This window comes from Alteromonas sp. a30 (genome assembly GCF_026788005.1).
Lineage (GTDB): Bacteria > Pseudomonadota > Gammaproteobacteria > Enterobacterales > Alteromonadaceae > Paraneptunicella.
On record NZ_JABEPE010000024.1, the window covers coordinates 1 to 20,022 of the forward strand.

At 43.5% G+C, this 20,022-nt stretch carries 14 protein-coding genes; 6 read left to right on the forward strand and 8 right to left on the reverse strand.

The window, feature by feature from the left end:
• Positions 1 to 430: 430 nt before the first annotated feature.
• The 4 genes from pssA to rluD form a co-directional block, all read right to left on the reverse strand.
• Positions 431 to 1,228 carry a CDP-diacylglycerol--serine O-phosphatidyltransferase gene (pssA, locus tag HJG39_RS16905; protein WP_268411062.1) on the reverse strand — a complete coding sequence of 266 codons (798 nt, stop codon included), beginning with the start codon at positions 1,226 to 1,228 and terminating at the stop codon, positions 431 to 433.
• A 123-nt stretch (positions 1,229 to 1,351) separates the two neighbouring features.
• On the reverse strand, positions 1,352 to 3,922 hold the full coding sequence (gene clpB / locus HJG39_RS16910; RefSeq protein WP_268411065.1) for an ATP-dependent chaperone ClpB: 2,571 nt from the start codon (positions 3,920 to 3,922) through the stop codon (positions 1,352 to 1,354).
• 120 nt (positions 3,923 to 4,042) lie between these two features.
• Positions 4,043 to 4,804 (reverse strand): peptidoglycan editing factor PgeF, encoded by a 762-nt coding sequence (pgeF, locus tag HJG39_RS16915; protein WP_268411067.1) that lies wholly within the window; start codon positions 4,802 to 4,804, stop codon positions 4,043 to 4,045.
• A gap of 53 nt (positions 4,805 to 4,857) precedes the next feature.
• On the reverse strand, positions 4,858 to 5,826 hold the full coding sequence (gene rluD / locus HJG39_RS16920) for a 23S rRNA pseudouridine(1911/1915/1917) synthase RluD (protein ID WP_268411164.1): 969 nt from the start codon (positions 5,824 to 5,826) through the stop codon (positions 4,858 to 4,860).
• 318 nt (positions 5,827 to 6,144) lie between these two features.
• On the opposite strand from rluD, the gene HJG39_RS16925 reads away from it, so the two are divergent.
• Positions 6,145 to 6,912, forward strand: coding sequence for an outer membrane protein assembly factor BamD (locus HJG39_RS16925; protein WP_268411070.1), 768 nt, complete (start codon positions 6,145 to 6,147; stop codon positions 6,910 to 6,912).
• A gap of 81 nt (positions 6,913 to 6,993) precedes the next feature.
• Here HJG39_RS16925 and HJG39_RS16930 read toward each other — a convergent pair whose 3' ends face one another.
• From HJG39_RS16930 to HJG39_RS16940, 3 genes are read right to left on the reverse strand one after another with little or no spacing between them, the layout of a single operon-like run.
• The gene (locus HJG39_RS16930) at positions 6,994 to 7,662 is read right to left on the reverse strand and encodes a ChrR family anti-sigma-E factor (RefSeq protein WP_268411072.1); all 669 of its coding nucleotides are present in this window, start codon (positions 7,660 to 7,662) and stop codon (positions 6,994 to 6,996) included.
• Positions 7,655 to 8,296 carry a sigma-70 family RNA polymerase sigma factor gene (locus HJG39_RS16935; protein WP_268411075.1) on the reverse strand — a complete coding sequence of 214 codons (642 nt, stop codon included), beginning with the start codon at positions 8,294 to 8,296 and terminating at the stop codon, positions 7,655 to 7,657. Before HJG39_RS16935 ends, HJG39_RS16930 begins: the two co-directional genes overlap by 8 nt.
• A 57-nt stretch (positions 8,297 to 8,353) precedes the next feature.
• Positions 8,354 to 8,929: an LON peptidase substrate-binding domain-containing protein gene (locus tag HJG39_RS16940; protein WP_326849273.1), complete on the reverse strand. Its 576-nt coding sequence runs from the start codon at positions 8,927 to 8,929 to the stop codon at positions 8,354 to 8,356.
• 113 nt (positions 8,930 to 9,042) lie between these two features.
• Between HJG39_RS16940 and HJG39_RS16945 the strand changes: the two genes are divergently transcribed.
• Genes HJG39_RS16945 through HJG39_RS16955 form a run of 3 tightly spaced genes read left to right on the forward strand, consistent with a single transcriptional unit; the run spans position 9,043 to position 11,508 of the window.
• On the forward strand, positions 9,043 to 9,462 hold the full coding sequence (locus tag HJG39_RS16945; protein WP_268411077.1) for a nuclear transport factor 2 family protein: 420 nt from the start codon (positions 9,043 to 9,045) through the stop codon (positions 9,460 to 9,462).
• Between the two features lie 22 nt (positions 9,463 to 9,484).
• Entirely contained in the window at positions 9,485 to 10,744 is a 1,260-nt protein-coding gene (locus HJG39_RS16950) for an NAD(P)/FAD-dependent oxidoreductase (protein ID WP_268411079.1), read from the forward strand.
• Positions 10,741 to 11,508 carry a DUF1365 domain-containing protein gene (locus tag HJG39_RS16955; protein ID WP_268411082.1) on the forward strand — a complete coding sequence of 256 codons (768 nt, stop codon included), beginning with the start codon at positions 10,741 to 10,743 and terminating at the stop codon, positions 11,506 to 11,508. Before HJG39_RS16950 ends, HJG39_RS16955 begins: the two co-directional genes overlap by 4 nt.
• Before the next feature lie 21 nt (positions 11,509 to 11,529).
• On the opposite strand, the gene HJG39_RS16960 is transcribed toward HJG39_RS16955, so the two are convergent.
• The gene (locus tag HJG39_RS16960; protein ID WP_268411085.1) at positions 11,530 to 13,923 is read right to left on the reverse strand and encodes a Lon protease family protein; all 2,394 of its coding nucleotides are present in this window, start codon (positions 13,921 to 13,923) and stop codon (positions 11,530 to 11,532) included.
• Positions 13,924 to 14,472: 549 nt separating this feature from the next.
• On the opposite strand from HJG39_RS16960, the gene HJG39_RS16965 reads away from it, so the two are divergent.
• On the forward strand, positions 14,473 to 16,821 hold the full coding sequence (locus tag HJG39_RS16965) for an alkaline phosphatase D family protein (RefSeq protein ID WP_268411088.1): 2,349 nt from the start codon (positions 14,473 to 14,475) through the stop codon (positions 16,819 to 16,821).
• 578 nt (positions 16,822 to 17,399) lie between these two features.
• Positions 17,400 to 20,018, forward strand: a complete 2,619-nt coding sequence (gene leuS / locus HJG39_RS16970; RefSeq protein ID WP_268411091.1) for a leucine--tRNA ligase — start codon at positions 17,400 to 17,402, stop codon at positions 20,016 to 20,018.
• Positions 20,019 to 20,022 lie beyond the last annotated feature (4 nt).

A 20,022-nucleotide genomic window follows, 5' to 3' on the forward strand; every position in this document is an offset into this window, starting at 1 on the left:
TTTCTTGGTTAGCACTCTTTTTTAGTGAGTGCCCACACAAATTGTCTATTGCAAATTGTTAAAGAACGTTTGCTTCGAAACCTTTAAACTTAAGCTCTCGAAGCGGACGTGAAGTTTAAACCCTTTGATTAAGTTGTCAATGCTTTTTTTGAATTTTTTCAAACAAGCTTTGCAACATAACTTGTAGATTTCTCTACTTGGTGCTCCCCGTCAGAACTGATGCGCATTATAAGGAGGCAAATGAATTAATCAAGGATTTTTTTGAATTATTTTAATTTTTTTAACACGCTTTCTTAATTCAAACTAACTCTTATTTTTCAATAGCTTACATCAATCAAATCAAGAGAAACATCAAAAAACACACCATTTAAGCTCATTTAATCTCCAAATTTGTTAAATATAGAGTTATTAATGAGCAAATGTTCACTATTTACTTATCTTGTTCCTTACTTTCTGGGTTAAATTCCGCGTCATTAACATCGGTATCCCCCACTACGTGTTCTAGTTTAATGTTCTCTACACTTCGAAAGGTATTGATAGGCCCCGCCAATGTGTACAAAGCAAAAACCAGAAATAGAACCAACGCGGGTTCAGTGGCAACAACAATAAATATAAGCATCACAATTAATAGCGCAACAAAGGGAACTTTGCCTTGCCAGTTAACTTCTTTAAACGAGTTATATTTGAAATTACTAACCATTAGCGCACCAGCCAAAGCAGTAATCAGCGCCACCACACCTTGCACAAAATATTCATTAAACACTTCTTTTATCTGATATTCCGAGCCAACCCAGACTAATCCTGCAACCAAAGCGGCAGCGCTGGGGCTAGGTAATCCCTGAAAAAATCGTTTATCTGCTGTTTCTATTTGAGTATTAAATCGAGCTAGACGAAGTGCAGCTCCGGCAACGTAAATAAATGCGGCAAGCCAGCCAAGTTTATTGAGATCAGTAAGCGCCCAGTTATAAGCCACTAGTGCGGGCGCCACACCAAAGGAGACCATATCTGCCATGGAGTCATACTCCGCCCCAAAAGCACTTTGTGTTTGCGTCATACGGGCGACTCGCCCATCAAGACCATCAAAGATCATTGCCACAAAGATAGCGATAGCGGCTGGTTCAAATTGACCTTTCATGGAGGCAACAACGGCGTAGAAGCCTGAGAAAATACCAGCAGTGGTCAGTAGATTGGGCAAAAGGTAGATGCCCTTATGTTTTGATTCTGTCATGAAATACTCCAAATTGAAGGGCAGGAAAATAACATAAACCGGGATATGAGGTGAAGTTAAAAACCGCCTAATACAAAAGCAAAAGGCGGTTAAGTATAGAAAGAAAGTTAAAGTATAGACGAATTATCGAATAATAAACTGCCCATCCTGAGCATCAACGCTTACTGCATTCACAGACTCAAGTGTTCCTGCAAGGAGCTTTTGCGCTAGGGGATTTTCTATTTGACGTTGAATCGCTCTTTTAAGCGGTCTAGCACCATAGACTGGGTCATACCCTGCATCAGCTAACTTGTCCAGCGCAGCTTCAGTCAATGTCATTTCAATATCTTTTTCTTTTAACCTCTCTTTTAAGTGCGACAATTGAATGCGCGCAATTTCTTTGATTTGTGACTTCCCTAGCGGATGGAAGACAACTGTATCGTCAATCCGATTAATAAATTCAGGACGGAAGTGCTGTGAAACCACGCCCATTACCGCCTCTTTCATTTGTTCATAATCCGCTTCGGTATGAAGCTCTTGAATCAAATCCGATCCTAAGTTCGAAGTCATGATCACAACGCTATTTTTGAAGTCGACCGTACGCCCTTGCCCATCGGTTAAACGTCCATCATCCAACACTTGTAATAAAATATTGAAAACATCTGGATGCGCTTTTTCAACTTCATCAAGCAAAATAACAGAATAAGGTTTACGTCTTACCGCTTCTGTTAAGTATCCTCCTTCTTCGTAACCCACATAACCCGGAGGTGCGCCCACTAACCTAGAAACGGAATGTTTCTCCATGAATTCCGACATATCAATACGTACCATGGCATCGGAAGAATCAAATAAAAATTCAGCTAATGCTTTACACAGTTCCGTTTTACCAACTCCTGTTGGTCCTAAGAATAGGAACGAACCTATAGGTCGATTGGGATCAGACAACCCTGCGCGAGAACGTCTAATAGAATTAGAAACCGCATCGACCGCTTCACCTTGCCCAACAACATTCTTATGAAGTTCATCTTCCATTCGTAGTAACTTGGACTTTTCTCCTTCAAGCATTTTCGAAACCGGAATACCTGTCCAACGAGATAGCACATCAGCAATCTCACTATCTGTTACTTTATTTTTTAGTAACGTAGTTTCTGTTGACTCACCTTCCGAAGCAAACTCCAATTTTTGCTCTAGTTCGGGAATACGACCATATTGCAATTCCGACATACGATTCAGATCTTGGGCACGTCGAGCAATTTCTAAATCCAGCTTAGCGCGTTCCAAGTCAGCTTTAATATGCTGCGTCCCTTGCATCGCATTCTTTTCGGAATCCCAAACCTTTTCCATATCCTTGTATTTCATTTCTAGCTTTTCACGCTCTAGCTCAATCGCTGCTAAACGTTTATAACTCGCATCATCTGTTTCTTTAGAAAGCGCCTGCTCTTCTAATTTAAACTGAATGATTTTCCGTTCTAGACGATCCATTTCTTCCGGCTTGGAATCAATTTGCAAACGAATGCTCGCCGCCGCCTCGTCAATTAGGTCAATGGCTTTATCCGGTAATTGTCGATCACTTATATAACGATGTGACAAGGTTGCTGCGGCAACAATTGCAGGGTCGGTAATATCAACCGAATGATGTAACTCGTAACGCTCTTTAAGCCCACGTAAAATAGCGATGGTATCTTCCACATTGGGTTCATCAACCAACACTTTTTGGAAACGCCGTTCCAGTGCTGCATCCTTTTCAATATATTGGCGATATTCATCCAGCGTTGTCGCTCCAACACAATGCAACTCGCCTCTTGCTAAAGCAGGTTTCAACATATTACCCGCATCCATCGCACCGTCGCCTTTACCTGCTCCGACCATGGTATGCAATTCGTCAATGAAAAGAATAACACTGCCTTCTTCTTTCGATAGTTCATTCAATACCGCTTTTAAACGCTCTTCAAATTCACCACGATATTTTGCCCCAGCAACTAACGATCCCATATCTAATGAGAGCACACGTTTGTTTTTTAATCCTTCAGGGACTTCAGCGTTAACAATGCGTTGAGCAAGCCCTTCGACAATAGCCGTTTTACCCACTCCGGGCTCACCGATAAGTACAGGGTTATTTTTAGTGCGACGTTGAAGCACTTGAATCGTTCGACGAATCTCTTCATCACGCCCAATAACCGGATCTAAACGCCCTTGCTCAGCACGCTCCGTTAAATCTGTCGTATATTTTTCTAACGCTTGACGTACATCTTCTGCATTAGGATCCGTCACTTTTTGGCCACCACGCATTTTCTCAATGGCGCTTTCCACTTTGTCTTTGGTAACACCGACCTCTTTTAATAACTCGCCTAAGCGCCCTTTGTCTTCTAGCGCGGCAAGCACGTAGATTTCCGAAGTGATGTATTCGTCTTTCCGCTTTTGTGCAATTTTGTCGCACAAATTAATCAGTACGACCGTTTCTTTGGCTAATTGAACATCGCCGCCAATGCCTTCGACACGGGGCAACTTTTCGATAATTTGAGATAATCCTGAACGTAGTAGATTCACGTTCACGCTCGCTGTTTCCATCAATGATCTCACTGAACCACCTTCTTGGTTCAACAAAGACATCATAATATGAACAGGCTCTATATATTGATGATCACGCCCCAATGCTAATGATTGTGCATCTGATATGGCGATCTGAAATTTGCTTGTTAATCTATCTAACCGCATATATACACCTTAAGAAAAATTCATCTAAGTTATTCTGTTTATGGGTGTATCGATGCCAAGATTCAAGTTTTAGGGAGTTTTAAATTGCTTCAGATCAAATACGAAAGACGTAAAACGGCGTTAATTCGACTGAATAGAAATTAAGCTAGCCATACGCCCGGTTTGCCCGTCACGGCGATAGGAAAAGAAATGTTGAGGCTCAGAAAAGGTACAATGCTCTCCTCCCAAAATATCACTCACTCCCAACTGCGCTAATTTGCACTGCGCCACTAATGATAGTCCGAGTCGCATTTTGGAGGTCTCACCAACTTCTAAAGCAAACGGATAATCTTGAAAATGATGATAAACATCGGCTCCAACTGTATAGCTTTTCTGTCCAATAGCAGGACCAATCCATGCTGAAATTTCAGATTTATTTAAAGCAAAACCACTTTGCTTTTCAATAGATTCAAGGGTCGACTCTATCACCCCATTTGCCAAGCCCTTCCAACCAGCGTGTATAGCGGCAACCCATGTTGCATTTCTATCGCAAAGTAAAATAGGCAAGCAATCTGCGGTCATGACAACACAGGTCACGTCGGGCTCAAAGGTGAAACTCGCGTCAGCCTGAAACCCCATTTCTGGGGGACTTTCAAGCATGGAAGAAGTCAATTCAATAACAGTTGTACTGTGTGTTTGTTCCAACCACCCCATGTTCTGAAAAGGCAACAATTGACGATTGTTCAGCACCGTTTGTTTGTTATCTCCAACGTGTAATCCCAAATTGAGCTTATCAAAAGGAGGGTTTGAAAAACCGACATTATTTCTTGTGGTGGAAACGGCTAAAATTGAACTTGGAGCATCCCATTCTGGACATATGCCGTATTGACTTAGTTGTTTCATCAGTACCGACTCCCACATTCAGTTCTACGTTGCCCGTTTACTCACACATTAAATTAATACAGCGGAGACTCTTTACGCAAAATATTACGCAACATAACAAAATCCTCAGGCAAGGGCGCTTGCCATGTCATCCATTCACCGCTTGTTGGATGAAATAATCCCAGTTGCACTGCATGTAACGCTTGGCGAGAAAACCCGCGCAAGGTATCAATTAATTCCTGAGAGGCGCCTTTTGGTAAGCGCGTTCGCCCACCATACAAAGGGTCTCCCACTAACGGGTGACGAAGATGTGACATATGAACACGAATTTGATGTGTTCTGCCTGACTCCAACTTTAACCGCAAATGCGTAAAATCTTTGAATTTTTCAATAATTCGATAATGTGTTACCGACTCTCGACCATCGTGACGCACCGCCATACTGGTCCGTTTTGTTGGGTGCCTACCAATAGGTGCATCAACTGTACCGCCAGCCACTAATACGCCATTAACAATCGCTTCATATTCACGACTAATTTCTCTGGCTTGAAGCTCTGCAACTAAATGTGTATGCGCGGGAATGGTTTTCGCTACCACCATGAGCCCTGTTGTGTCTTTATCCAAGCGATGGACAATGCCCGCACGTGGCACAACGTCGATACCGGGACAATGATTCAATAATGCATTGAGCATGGTGTTGTCTCTATTCCCTGCTCCGGGATGCACAACAATCCCCATGGGTTTGTTAATAATGATTATATCGTCATCTTCATAAATAATTGGTAAATCAATTGCTTGCGCTTCATGAGCGGTTTGCACTTCAATTTTACCTTCAATTTCGACTGCTTCACTTCCCAGTAGTTTGGTACGTGGTTTATCAACCACTTCCCCATTAATTTTAACGCCTCCAGCCAAAATCCACTCTTTGATGCGTGAGCGGGAATAGTCAGGAAACAACTCTGCTAATACTTGGTCCATTCGCTTACCTGCATGAGAAAACGTCAATGTGGTTTGCAAATGAATAATTTCTTGATTCGAACTCATGAATACTAATGCTTGCTTTTTATTTGCGCGCATCTTGCCACTCATCCCTGTAAAAAGCCACTCGAAGCGCGTATCAAGCAACGATTTTTGTATTTTATTTTGTTCACTCTGGAACCAATTCTTTTTCTATGAGTCACAGAAAAACTGAGTTTTTGTCCTTCGGAAATGGAAATAGCAGTTTATAGGGAGTAGAATCTCGTCTTTGTTGAAATCGCCGTCTATTTTTCATGTTCTTTCACATGGGAAGTTACACTGGAAATCTAAGGAAACGGCTTATAACAATTCCCCCGAATTAGCAGGAAAAGAATAGTTTCATCTATGAAAAGAATAACAATTTTGCGTTTCGCATCCGCTGTATTAATGGCATCCGCACTTTCCGCGTGCTCGTCTTCTCCTGATGATGAAGATATTGAAGTCGCTAATAAAGGAGCCGAGGCACTTTATGAAGACGCAAAAACCAGCATGGAAATTGGTAATTTCAATCAAGCCGCAGCAACTTTAAGTGCACTTGATTCTCGCTACCCTTTCGGACCGTTGTCGCACCAAGTACAACTAGATTTGATTTATGCTTACTACAAAGCAGCAAAGTCAGATGAAGCCCTTGCCACCATCGACCGTTTTATTCGGTTAAATCCGAACCACTCTGATATTGACTACGCTATTTATATGCGTGGTTTGGTCAATATGGGCTCCGATACAAATTTCTTTCAGGATATTGTCGGTATCGACCGTTCAGATCGTGATGCAACCCAAGCCAGACAAGCTTTCAATGACTTTAAAGAACTCATTGAGAAATTTCCTGACAGCAAGTATGCAGCGGATGCCAGAAAGCGCATGTTGCATATTAAAAACCGTTTAGCGCGTTATGAATTAGCGGTTGCTCGATACTATATGAAGCGTAATGCTTATGTTGCAGCTTCTAACCGTGGTCAGTATGTCATTGAAAACTTCTCTGACACAACCTATGTAAAAGACGCACTGGAAATCATGGTCGAATGCTACGACTATCTAGAGCTAAAAGACCTTAAAGAAAGTGCGCTACAAACTTTGCGCCTTAACTTCCCAGATAGTAGTTACGTAAACTAACCAGAAAGTTGTTACTTGTTTTACTATAAAAAACCGCTCAAAGGCGGTTTTTTATATTGCTTGAATTTTCAGGTCTTTCATTTACTTGAAAAATAAATGACTAAAAGGGTTGAGTAAACGCGCCAATCCTGAGGTGAAGTGCAAAGGCTTATCCACGATACTAAATACTAAACAGCCATCAGGATCGTTCGACACCGGCGTATGCGTGTGTTGTGAGTCCAACAGAATCAAATCCCCAGTCTCGAAATGATGATGACCATCTTCAAATTCACCATTTATAACTAAAGTCCATTCATTACCACGATGCGTATGCTCCGGCACACTACCGCCGTGCTCCATATAAATAAACTCTGCTCGTACATCACCGCCAATATCAACCTGAGCTTGCCACAACTTGCCAACAAGCTTTTTCCAACTTGCGGTGCGATTGACAAAACGCCCTAGCGAACGAGGAAGTGGGAAATGTCGGCCATCCAAATCCAAAAACGAGGGCTCCGATGCTCGAGTATTCATGTCTTCCGGTTCGTCCATGATGTTTTGCATCATATCGCCGAATACGGAAAGGTCACTTTCCTCTTTCTCAGAAACAATCAGGCTCTGGGAAGCAACCACCTGCGTCACCTCCTTTAGCTTCTGTTGGCAATGGCGACACAAATCACAATGCGAGGACACAATCAATGAAAGTGACGGATTCAAAGTGCCATTGGCAAAGCTTTGTAACTGCATTTCGCTTGGGTGAAAATTAATCATTTTCGTCCAACAACTCCTTTAACTTTTGTAGCGCTAGTCGAGTACGAGACTTGATTGTCCCCAGCGGCGTATCAGTTTCGTCAGCGACTTCTTGCTGTGACTTACCGTGAACATACACTGCAAGTATGACCTGTTTTTGTTTCTCTGGAAGTAGCCCTACTTTCTCAAGAATTTGCTCTAAGGTGACGGTATCATCAACCAGTTCTTCATCTAGTGAGGCTGTTTGTTCCACCAGCACAGGCCACAAATCATCGGCACAAATATCTTCTTTGCGGCTTTGCATCTTTCGCAGAAAGTCAAAGCGTAGATTTCGCGCAATAGTAAACACCCAAGTGGATGGCATCCCCTTCTCACCGTTAAATAAATGTGCTTTTTGCCAAACATTAGTCAATGTGTCTTGCACCAACTCCATGGCAATAGCTTCATTGCCAATCTGCTTTAAAGCATAGGAGCGCAAGCGCGGAGCAAAATGAGAAAAGAGTTTTGAAAATGAAGTTCGACATCGCCTTTCCGCTACCGCGACAAGACATTCAGCAAGCACCTCTGAACTGAGCCCTGAACTGCTTTCTGTATTCGCTGCATTCATTTTATTAGAAGTTGTCTTTGAATGTTGCAAGGTCGTTTCAACCAGCATGAATCGTTACCCACTTTCTAGCATTTTACAGACTTACGTACAATGCGAGTAAACGGATCAACGCACTAAATCTTGCAAGTATTCGTAAACTGCCGACAAAGAGCGTTTTTCAATAAACATTTGCTTTTGTTGGGGTGACACCGGTAACACTTCCATCCAGCGATACAGCACCCAGCGACAATCATCAAATTGTGGTTTTTCATATAACGCTTCAAACTCTGGATACAAATCAAACAACTCTTTCAATCGTTCCCTTAACACCTGACAATCGAAATTTTGTTGCGTTTCTTGCGCTGACTTCGACCAAATCTCACATTCTCCTATACGCAGTCCATCCGAATCAGTAACAATGTCGCGTACAGTAAAAAAAGACTGGCCTTCCACTAGCAGTCCCAACAAACCGTTTTCCAGTTGATTAAAATCCACGATTTGAACCCATGTTCCTATCGGATAGATGTGTTGATTGCTATCCTTATCTCCTTTGTCGTTCAACATGCAGATGCCAAATCCCGATCCAGATAAACACGCGTCTTTCACCATACGTAAATATCGTGATTCAAACACTCGCAGCGCCAAGCGGCCCCCTGGCAGAATGTGTGCCGGTAACGGAAACAAAGGTAATTGCATTGTCATTCTCAGTCGCTTCGGTGATTAGTCTCTATGCAGCTTTTACTGACGCCACATTTTTTTGGATTAGTTTTGATCGAAAAAAGTGAAATAACAGTAAAAAGTCAACGGAGGTAATCATGACAATAATCAAACAGCAGTTTACTGATTTTTATGCACATTTTGGACACGATTCGATTTCACGTCTTCATCATATCTACGCCGAGGACGTTAAATTTATCGACCCTATTCATCGCATTCATGGTTTACCCGAACTAACTTTGTATTTTCAGAATTTAATGCAACAAACACATCACTGCCACTTCCAAATTCAATCCTACAAAGAAAGCAACGAACACCACTTTGTTGAGTGGGACATGCGTTTCGCTCACCCCAAACTGAATGCGGGAAACGAGATACAGTTATCCGGTATCAGTACCCTGCGTGTGAAGAATAACAAAGTAGTTTATCAACAAGATTATTACGATTTAGGCGCGATGCTGTACGAACATATTCCACTACTTGGGCGAATAGTTCGATTTTTCAAACATAGGCTGTAGCCCAACACGGTAGGTATTTCCCATGACTCAACGTATCGCCATTATTGGCACCGGTATTTCCGGTTTAACCTGTGCCCACTTACTTCACACTAAACATGAGATTACCGTTTTTGAGGCGAACGATTACATTGGCGGCCACACAGCAACCGTAGACGTCACCGTGAATTCACAACCTTACGCTATTGATACTGGTTTTATCGTATACAACGATTGGACTTATCCGAACTTCATTAAGCTCATGGAAAAACTTGGCGTTGAAACACAAGCAACCGAAATGAGTTTTAGTGTGACCAGTCGTTCAGAAGATTTTGAATACAACGGACACAATCTCAATAGTTTGTTAGCTCAGCGACGCAATATTTTACGCCCACGATTCTGGAAAATGCTCAGCGATATTGTGCGTTTCAATACATTATGTAAAAAACCTGAAACCTTAGAACAGGCAAACGACCAGAGCCTGTGGGATTTGCTACAAAAAGAGCGTTTTGGCGACACCTTTGCTTACTACTACATTTTGCCGATGTGCGCGGCGATTTGGTCTACCTCGTTAGAAGAAATTAAGCGATTCCCGTTAAGCCTTTTCTTACGGTTTTTCAATAACCACGGATTGTTGAATATTACCAACCGTCCACAGTGGCATACCATTGTTGGTGGTTCACGCTCTTACATTGCCCCGATGATTAAAGGTTTTGAATCCAAAATTCATTTAAGCACACCTATTCAAAAGGTCGAAAGGCACGGCGCAGGCTGGCAAGTGTACTCCCAATTAGGAGTACAGGAATTTGATACGGTGATTTTCGCTTGTCATAGCGACCAAGCTTTAGCGCTATTAAGCAATCCAACGCCGGCTCAATCTGACATTCTTGGCAACATTGCCTATGCTGATAACGAAGTTGTGTTGCACACTGATACCTCTTTACTACCGAAAAGGCCGCTTGCTTGGGCAAGTTGGAATTACTCGCTAGAGCAAGGGAAAGACCAACTAACACGCCCTGCCACCGTGACTTACAACATGAACATATTACAAAGACTGAAAAGCAACACGACATTTTTAGTAACCTTAAACAACACCCAAGCCATTGATTCGGAGAAAATACTGCGGAAATTCAACTACCGTCATCCTCAATTCAACGAAGCAACTGCGGCAGCGCAGGCTAAACGCGAAAGTATTTGCGGGCAAGACAACCTGCATTTTTGTGGCGCTTACTGGTACAACGGTTTTCATGAAGATGGGGTTCGCAGCGCTTTGGATGTGTGTGAGCGATTTGGAGCCAGATTATGAATAACGCCATCTATCATGGACAGATACACCATGCGAGATTCATCCCCAAAAAGCACAGCTTCAATTATCATTTATTTCTATTTTGGCTGGATTTAGCCGACATTGAATCAACTTGCGAAACCGTTTCAGGGTTGAATTACAATCAAAAAGGCTGGGTGCAATTTAAACGAGAAGACTATCTTGATTCCCCCGAGCAACCTTTGCATATTAGGGCGCTCGAACGCATGTCAGAACTGGCTGGGAAAAGGTTACAAGGAAAGGTGTTTTTCCTTGGGCAATTACGCATGTTAGGTTGGTATTTTAGTCCCGTTAACTTTTACTATTTACAACAAGAAGACGGCCACTTTAGTCATGTGCTAGCCGAAGTTAGCAACACACCCTGGAACGAACGACAACACTATTTAGTAGCACTTCCACCAGTCAGCACTAAACAACTGCCAGCGCCAACCCAAAAAACGTTTCATGTATCGCCGTTTAACCCCATGAATATGACGTATCATTGGCAAATTTCACAACCTGACCAACACTTAAATTTATCGATAACCTGTTCTGCCCCCACTGGGGCGTTAGCGCCTCATCAACAACAAAAACACTTTATTGCTGGCATGAATATGCAACGGGAAGCCCTTACTTCATCAAGCTTACAAAAGCACTTACGTCGTATTCCGAGTTTAGCGATAAAAACTGTTGCGGGAATTTACTGGCAGGCGTTTAAATTATTGTTGAAACGTGTGCCGATTTATTCCAAACCGGCACAAGATTAGGCGATTACACTATTCAAAGTGTTATTCGTTTTCTTGCGAGCCGTTTACGGTATCCGATAACTCACGCAACCTCGCCACTGCAATTTGATTCACAGAACCTTTCGGGTAACGGTTTCGGCTGGACAAGGTGCCAGCATCTTTGCCCGTCAACAAAGTTAACGCATCATCAACCGTTTCAACCATATAAATATGAAAAAGGCCCTTTTTCGCCGCCGCCAATACATGCTTATTTAACATCAAATTCACTTGGTTCGATTTCGGAATGATGACCCCTTGAGAACCAGTAAACCCGCGCTTTTTACAGATTTCGAAGAAACCTTCGATTTTTTCATTCACGCCACCAACCGGCTGCACTTGTCCGTATTGATTAATAGAGCCGGTAATAGCTAATTCTTGTTTAATTGGCACATTCGTTAACGCCGAAATTAACACGATCAATTCAGCTAGTGATGCACTATCACCATCAATGTGACCGTAGGATTGCTCAATCGCTATATTAGCGCTCAAGGTTAACGGAAAGTCCCGAGCGTATTTGTGCCCCAAATACCCTGTTAATAACATAACGCCTTTAGAGTGAATGGCTCTGCCTAATTCCACTTCCCGCTCAATATCTACCACGCCATTTGAGCCGGGATAAACTGTCGAGGTGATCCGTGTGGGTGTACCAAACACACTATCGCCAATTTCCAGTACCGTGAGTCCATTTACCTTCCCAACCGCAGTGCCTTCTGTAGCAATTAAGATTTGTCCTTCTTTAATATCATCAAGCAATGCCTGACTAATGCGCCCACTGCGTCTGGCCTTTGCCTCCAAAGCCATTTCAAGATGCGATACATCCATTTCTTCAGCGTGACTCTGACGACAAAAGAAAGCCGCTTCCTGAAGCAATTCAATTACATTGGCAAAGCGCGCAGATAAACGCTCTTGATGCTCAGCCAAGCGCAAGCTGTATTCAATTAATCGCGACATACCAGCTTTAGAAATACTGCCAAGGTTAAGCCTGTCCAAATGATGTTTGACCCGCCCAACAAACTCAAACAATGTAGTTTTGTCTAACCCAATTTCATAATCAAAATCCACCAGCACACGGAACAGTTCATCAAACTCATCGTCGTACTCTTGCATCATGTAATACAAGTCTCGAGTGCCCATCAGCACGACTTTCACATCCAACGGAATGGACTGCGGATTCAGGGTAATTGAGTTAACCATGCCGTAATCATGTTGAGAAATATCAATTTTGATATGACCAAATTTCAGTGCCAGTTTTAGCGATTCCCAAACAAACGGTTGCTGAATCATTTTATCGGCATCAAGCAATAAATACCCGCCGTTAGCTCGGTGTAATGCACCGGGCCGAATCATTCTATAATTGGTGTACAGGGAACCGTGAATATTACTGTATTCAATTCGTCCAAATATATTTTGGTAAGTCGGATTAGGTTCATACACAACAGGCGCTTCACCATCCACCTCATGACTCGTGAGGATATTTGGCATGTATTGTTCTTCTAAAATACTACGCCTGTCATATTCATCATGTTTATCCTCTTTACCATCCGAGGACATCACTTCGATAACGGTTTGCACAAGATGCGTTTTTAGCGAGCGAATAAATTTTAAAATGCCAAGCTCAGAACTGTATTTGTGTTCTAGCTCTTTCAACAAAGGACGAATGGCTTCATCAGCCGTTTCTTTTTTTAATTTACGTAAACGCTCAGAAGATTGACGCTTCCAAGATGGCATTTCAATTAAACGCTCACTCAACATGGATTCCAATTCATCAATCAAATCGTAATAATGTTGACGTTTAGATTCACTTAATTTCGCAAACTCTTCATCATCAATAGGTTTACCGCCAATAATAGGCGAGAAGCTAATAGAGCCACTTTCTTCATACAGAGCAACACCTTTGCGTTGAGCCATATCTTCCAGCTCATCAATAACGCTATTATAAAGTTGATCATATTCACGATTAATCGCCGCCTTTTTACGTTGATAATTCGGGTTATCAAACGCGGCTGGGAAGGTATCCAGTAATTCATCAAATAAGCCACTAATTTCTTTTTGTAGCTTTTTGCCTTCACCTGCGGCTAATTTCAGCGCAAAAGGCTCGCGCTCATCATCAAAGTTATTGATGTAGCACCAGTCATCGGGCGACACCACTTTATTTTTGGCCTCTTTCACCACATATTCTTGAACCAATGTATAGCGACCCGTTGCTGGTTCGCCCATTACATATAAGTTGTAGCCTTGCGCATCAATTCCGAGACCAAACTGCAACGCCTCTTTGGCCCGCTCCTGACCAATAAACGTGCTTTGTAATACAGCTCCGTCTTTTAATGCTAAGTCCAGCAGCCGAGAATTCGGTTTGGCGGTTAATTGCTGAACGCTAAGAGGCTCAAGTTTGTTCATTCTATATTTTTTCCTAAAAGTGACGCTGCACGAATCAAATATCAATGATAGCGGTACATTAAGGTCAACACACCTTAGTTATACGTCAGTGAAACTTGATTCGCTTGCGCTGTCAATTTTCTATTAGATTTCAGTGTTTTTACGCTTAGTTTTCGCTCAAACTGAATGCTTAACTTTGATAATGACCGCACTTTTCAACGAAAAAAACACGGTTTAAATATGTACTCCTCATTTTTCCTGCGTTATTCACCGCGATAGCGCGCTCACTTTCATCCGATGTAAAAGCCAAGGTATTAAGCCAGTAGGATTTTGGGGTTGATGTGGAAAACAACGTTGAAATTACCCAATCTATCAATACCAGTTGGCAGCATTCTATTGAGAGTATGGATGCGTCGCTCAAATCGGAAAGCGAGAAATGTAAATAAAAAGTAAAACAAAGGTAAATTTTACGTAATTTTTTAATTGAGGAATGATCTTATTTTTGTCATATTCCCGTTACCGATTTCTGGTCCAATGAGTGGAAAAATCAAAACAATAAGGAATTTCTCAATGCAATATTCTCGCAGAAAGTTTCTCAAAACCCTTGCTGTTACCGCGTCTGGCGCGTTTGCATCTAGCTTAGTGGTTGGCTGTGGCGGCGGTTCTAGTAGCCGCGTTGAGGTGGAAACACCAACCCCAATTTTGATTGATGAAACAGGTCAATTCTTCCCACAATCAGTCGCATCAGGCGACCCGCGCCCCGACTCTGTTATCGTTTGGACCCGCGCCGTTAAAAACGATGCCAATGTACCGTTAATACTGCAAGTCTCCACCAGCGATACCTTCTCAACTGTTGTTGTCGAATTTGAAGCACTCGCCGAAGTCGCTGCTGATGGCTGCGTAAAAGTGCGTGTAATGGGCTTAAACGAAGACACCACCTACTATTATCGCTTCTTAATTAACAACGGCGATAGCATTGAGAGTAGTCGCATCGGCCGTACCAAAACAGCACCAACGGATTCCAATGCCCGCGCCATTAAATTTGCTTACGCTTCTTGTCAGGACTATATCGGCCGTTACTACAACAACTATCTTTCAATATTAGAGCAAGACGATTTGGATTTTGTGGTTCACCTAGGTGATTACATTTATGAAACCACTGGGGATTCTTCATTCCAAAGCGGCGGCGAAGACCGAAGCATTGTGTTTGATGATGCCGAGGGCGCACTCACCATTGGCGTAGGAGACAACCAATTCCAAGCAGCCGCCAGCCTCGACAACTATCGCCAACTATACAAAACTTATCGTTCAGATGCCCTTTTACGCCAAGTACACGAACGTTTTCCCATGATTGTCATTTGGGATGATCATGAGTTTTCAGACGACTCATGGCAAGACAACGGCACCTATTTAGATGGTACTGCTGATGAGCAAAACCTCGCGCGTAAACGCCATTCTGAGCAGGCGTTTTTCGAGTACATTCCAATTGACCATGAAGCTTTGCATATGGAACCAGAGGCAGACAGCGACGCACTTGCGGTTTCGGAACAACATTTGTTCCCGAATACTCGCATTTACCGCGATTTCCGCTTCGGTCAACATTTGCATTTGGTGATGAGTGACTACCGCACTTATCGTCCAGACCACTTAATCCCTGAAGACGCCTTTCCCGGCACCGTGGCAATGGACCAAACCACGTTAACGCAATTTTTAACGGCAGCAGGACGCGCTCAACCTGAAATTGATGCGATTATTGGATCACTTTCACCTTATGTAGACATCGATTTACCCCCGTTTGCACCATATAAAGCTGCGTTTACCGAAATATTCACTGGCCTTTATGCCAGCGATTTAGCCGCTAAATTGCCGTTATCTCAAGCAGACGCGTTGACACAAGCGCAGCAAAGAGCCGTAGATGCGATTCAGGGAAAGCTTGCCACAACGTATTTAAACATCGTCTTAGGCACAGCAAAGGCACAGTTACCCGCAGAGCATCCAATACAAGCGCTGCCTGCCTTGCCGGAATCGGGTGTTGAGCAGGGCATCGCTTATTATTCCTTGGGTAAAACCAATTTATTTGCTGATATTGGCGCGCGTTACGTGGTGATCAAAGAAACTTACGATTTATTCGCCGCTTATCGCGAATTTGTGGAAAACCAACAAGGCGCAACCGCGCAAAATGCCTTTGCAACGGAACAAACCAACTGGATTGCCCAAACCTTCGCGACTTCAGATGCAACATGGAAAATGCTTGGCAGCTCAGTATCGTTCTCGTCGCTTCTATTTGACTTATCCGCAAACCGCCCTTTTTCGGGATCCGTACCATTAGAATCCGCTTTAGATTCCGATGTATTGCCAGCGGCGTTACGTCAACGCTTTTACATTAATGTAGATCACTGGGATGGCGCACCGCAATTTAAGTCAGGTTTCATCAATGATGTGCTCGCTAGAAACGGGGTGATTACCCTCGGTGGCGACATTCACTCAACCTATGTAACAGAACATGCCGCCGATGCGACCACAGGCAATAAATCGTTCAACTTTACTGTCGCCTCCGTTTCATCAGGAACCTTTGGCAGCTTCTTAACACAGGGATTAAACGACATTTTTGCCCAACTTGGCGATGTGCCCGATGCGGTAAACCAATTACCGTCATTCTTTAACATAATGGTAAGAACCGCCACGCAACGAAACGACGTTCCCGACACATTGAAGTTCGCCGATATGTGGCAACACGGCGTTGGAATTGTGTCCGTTTCCGAAGAACAGGTAGAGGTGGAATTCCACAATGTTAATAGCGAAGTAAATGGGGAGTCGACTGTTGCTGTTAGCTACTACGATAACCCTCACGCTTATTTAAACATGGTACAAGTACACAAATTTAAAATAGCGAACAACCAACTTGAGCAATTGAGCTAGTTAGCTGTGTTTAATTGTCAGTCACCGGTAGCGATTTATCGCAAACTCGCTGTGAATACTTCCGTGTACGCTCCGCAGCCGCTTCCCTGCGGCTGAGGGTTTACGCCTAATTCGCTACCGGCAACTTGTTAAATTACAAACGGAAAACGCCAAATACGATGACTGATTCACTTTCGAAAAGCATACTTTTCAGGAAGAAAAGTCCTGAGCGAGCAGGGATGCGAAAGCGACTTTGAGAAAGTGAGGCGGGCAGCGTTTACACTTTACGGCAATTTCTTCGCTCTTAAATAGCCTTTACACCAAACACTTAAACACTCGCCCTAGTTACCCATCATTTTCTATACTTAAGCCTATTTATACTATTGTGAAATTCCTGCGCCCTGCGGTATCCTATGGCGCTTTAAATTAAACCCAATACTGACTCAATTGTTCAGCCCTTCCAAGTTTGTTGTCGGCACTTGATTTACCGCCGATTTATAGTTGAATTTTGGACTTCATTCTCAGCCTGCAAACTTGGCCTGAAAAACAAACGCAATAAGGGCAAACGAGTCTGTTTAACACGATTTACGGAACCTTTAATGGCAGTAGAATACAATCCACAGGAATTAGAAAAGCACATTCAACAAAAATGGGATTCAGAACAAACCTACAAAGTGACTGAAGACCCAAGCAAAGAAAAGTTTTACTGCCTCTCCATGTTCCCCTATCCCAGTGGCAAGCTCCATATGGGACACGTTCGTAATTACACCATTGGCGATGTTATTAGTCGTTATCAGCGAATGCAGGGCAAAAATGTGATGCAACCGATGGGTTGGGACGCCTTTGGTTTACCAGCCGAAAATGCTGCAATTCAAAACCAAACCGCACCTGCAAAATGGACCTATTCCAACATTGAATACATGAAGCAACAGCTAAAATCGTTAGGTTTTGGCTACGACTGGGATCGTGAGTCTGCAACCTGTGACCCTGATTACTATCGTTGGGAGCAATGGTTCTTCACACGCTTGTATGAAAAAGGCTTGGTTTACAAGAAAAACGCCACGGTAAACTGGGATCCAATTGACCAAACCGTGCTCGCTAACGAACAGGTTGTTGACGGTCGCGGCTGGCGCTCTGGTGCCTTAGTTGAGCAAAAAGAAATTCCTCAGTGGTTTATTAAAATCACCGACTACGCCGAAGAATTATTAAAAGACTTAGACCAACTAGAAGATTGGCCAGACCAAGTTCGCGCCATGCAACGTAATTGGATTGGTCGTTCAGAAGGCGTGGAATTAAGCTTTAACCTTGCGGATTCAGACTTCAATTTAGCTATTGCCTTAAGAAGCCAAACGAATCAAATAACCGTTTATACGACGCGCCCAGATACCTTAATGGGCGTCACCTATGTGGGCCTGGCAGCGCAACATCCGTTAGCGTTAGAAGCGGCGAAAAACAATCCTGAATTAGCCGCTTTTATTGAAGAATGCAAAAACACCAAAGTTGCAGAAGCCGACATTGCCACAATGGAAAAGAAAGGCTGTGCAACAGGGCTAACGGCCGTTCACCCGTTAACGGGCGAAGAAGTACCAGTGTGGGTCGCCAACTTCGTATTGATGGATTACGGCTCAGGCGCAGTCATGGCCGTGCCGGGGCATGATCAGCGCGACTATGAATTTGCGAGCAAATATGGGCTTGAAATCAAGCAAGTTATTACGCCAAATAACGACGAAGACATTGCCGACCTAAGCCAAGCCGCTTACACGGAAAAAGGCTCACTTATCAACTCAGGCGAATTCAACGGGTTATCCTCTGAAGAAGCATTTGCAAAAATTGCTGCCACATTAGAAGCCCAAGGCAAAGGCAAGAAAACCGTGAACTACCGTTTGCGAGACTGGGGCGTTTCGCGCCAACGCTATTGGGGTGCACCGATTCCTATGCTTAATTTGGAAAATGGTGAATCGGTTCCAGTTCCAGCGGATCAACTACCTGTGTTACTGCCTGAAAATGTGGAAATGGATGGCGTCACCTCTCCGATTAAAGCCGACCCCGCGTGGCGCAAAACCACTTATAACGGCGAAGCGGCAGAACGCGAAACCGATACCTTCGACACCTTTATGGAATCGTCTTGGTACTATGCTCGTTATTGCTCGGCGGGTAATCCCGATGCCATGCTAGATCCAACACAATCCAATTATTGGTTGCCTGTGGACCAATACGTCGGCGGCATCGAGCACGCGATTTTACACTTGTTATACTCTCGCTTCTTCCACAAATTATTGCGTGACGAAGGCTTGGTTGATTCCGATGAACCGTTCAAGCGTTTGTTGTGTCAGGGCATGGTGTTAGCAGACAGCTACTATCGTGAAGATGAAAAAGGCAAGAAAACATGGTTCAACCCAACAGAAGTTGAGGTTGAACGTGACGACAAAGGCCAGTTTGTATCTGCTAAGCTTATTGCCGATGGCAAGCCTGTTATTCACGGCGGCATGACCAAAATGTCGAAGTCTAAAAACAATGGCGTAGACCCACAACAAGCCATTGAAAAACACGGCGCAGATACCATTCGCTTGTTCACGATGTTTACCGCACCACCAGAGCAAACTCTGGAATGGGTAGACTCAGCAGTAGAAGGTTCAAGCCGTTTCTTACGCCGCGTTTGGCGCACAGTGCAAGAGCACCTTGAAGCGGGTGATGTAAGTGAGCTAGATGTCAGCAAGCTTTCGTCAGACGACAAAGCTTTGCGTCGTGATGTACACAAAACCATTGCCAAGGTGAGTGATGATATGGGTCGTCGCCAAACCTTCAATACGGCTATTGCCGCCGTTATGGAATTAATGAACAAGCTGCAAAAAGCGCAGCAAGAAACCCCCGTACAGCGTTCATTAGTGCGTGAAGCGCTAGAAGCCGTTATTCAAATGCTTAACCCTATTACTCCACACATCAGCCATGAACTTTGGTCTATGTTAAAACCGGGTCAAGATATTGAAACCGCGTGGCCTAAGGTGGATGAAAGTGCTCTGGTGGAAGATGAAAAGCTGGTTGTTTGCCAAGTAAACGGTAAGGTAAGAGCAAAAATTACCGTTGCCGCCGATGCTGATCAAGAATCGGTGCACGCGAAGGCCATGCAAGAAGACAACGTACAGCACTTTGTTGACGGCAAGACCATCCGCAAAGTAATTTATGTACCGGGCAAACTTCTTAATATTGTTGCCAACTAAAAAG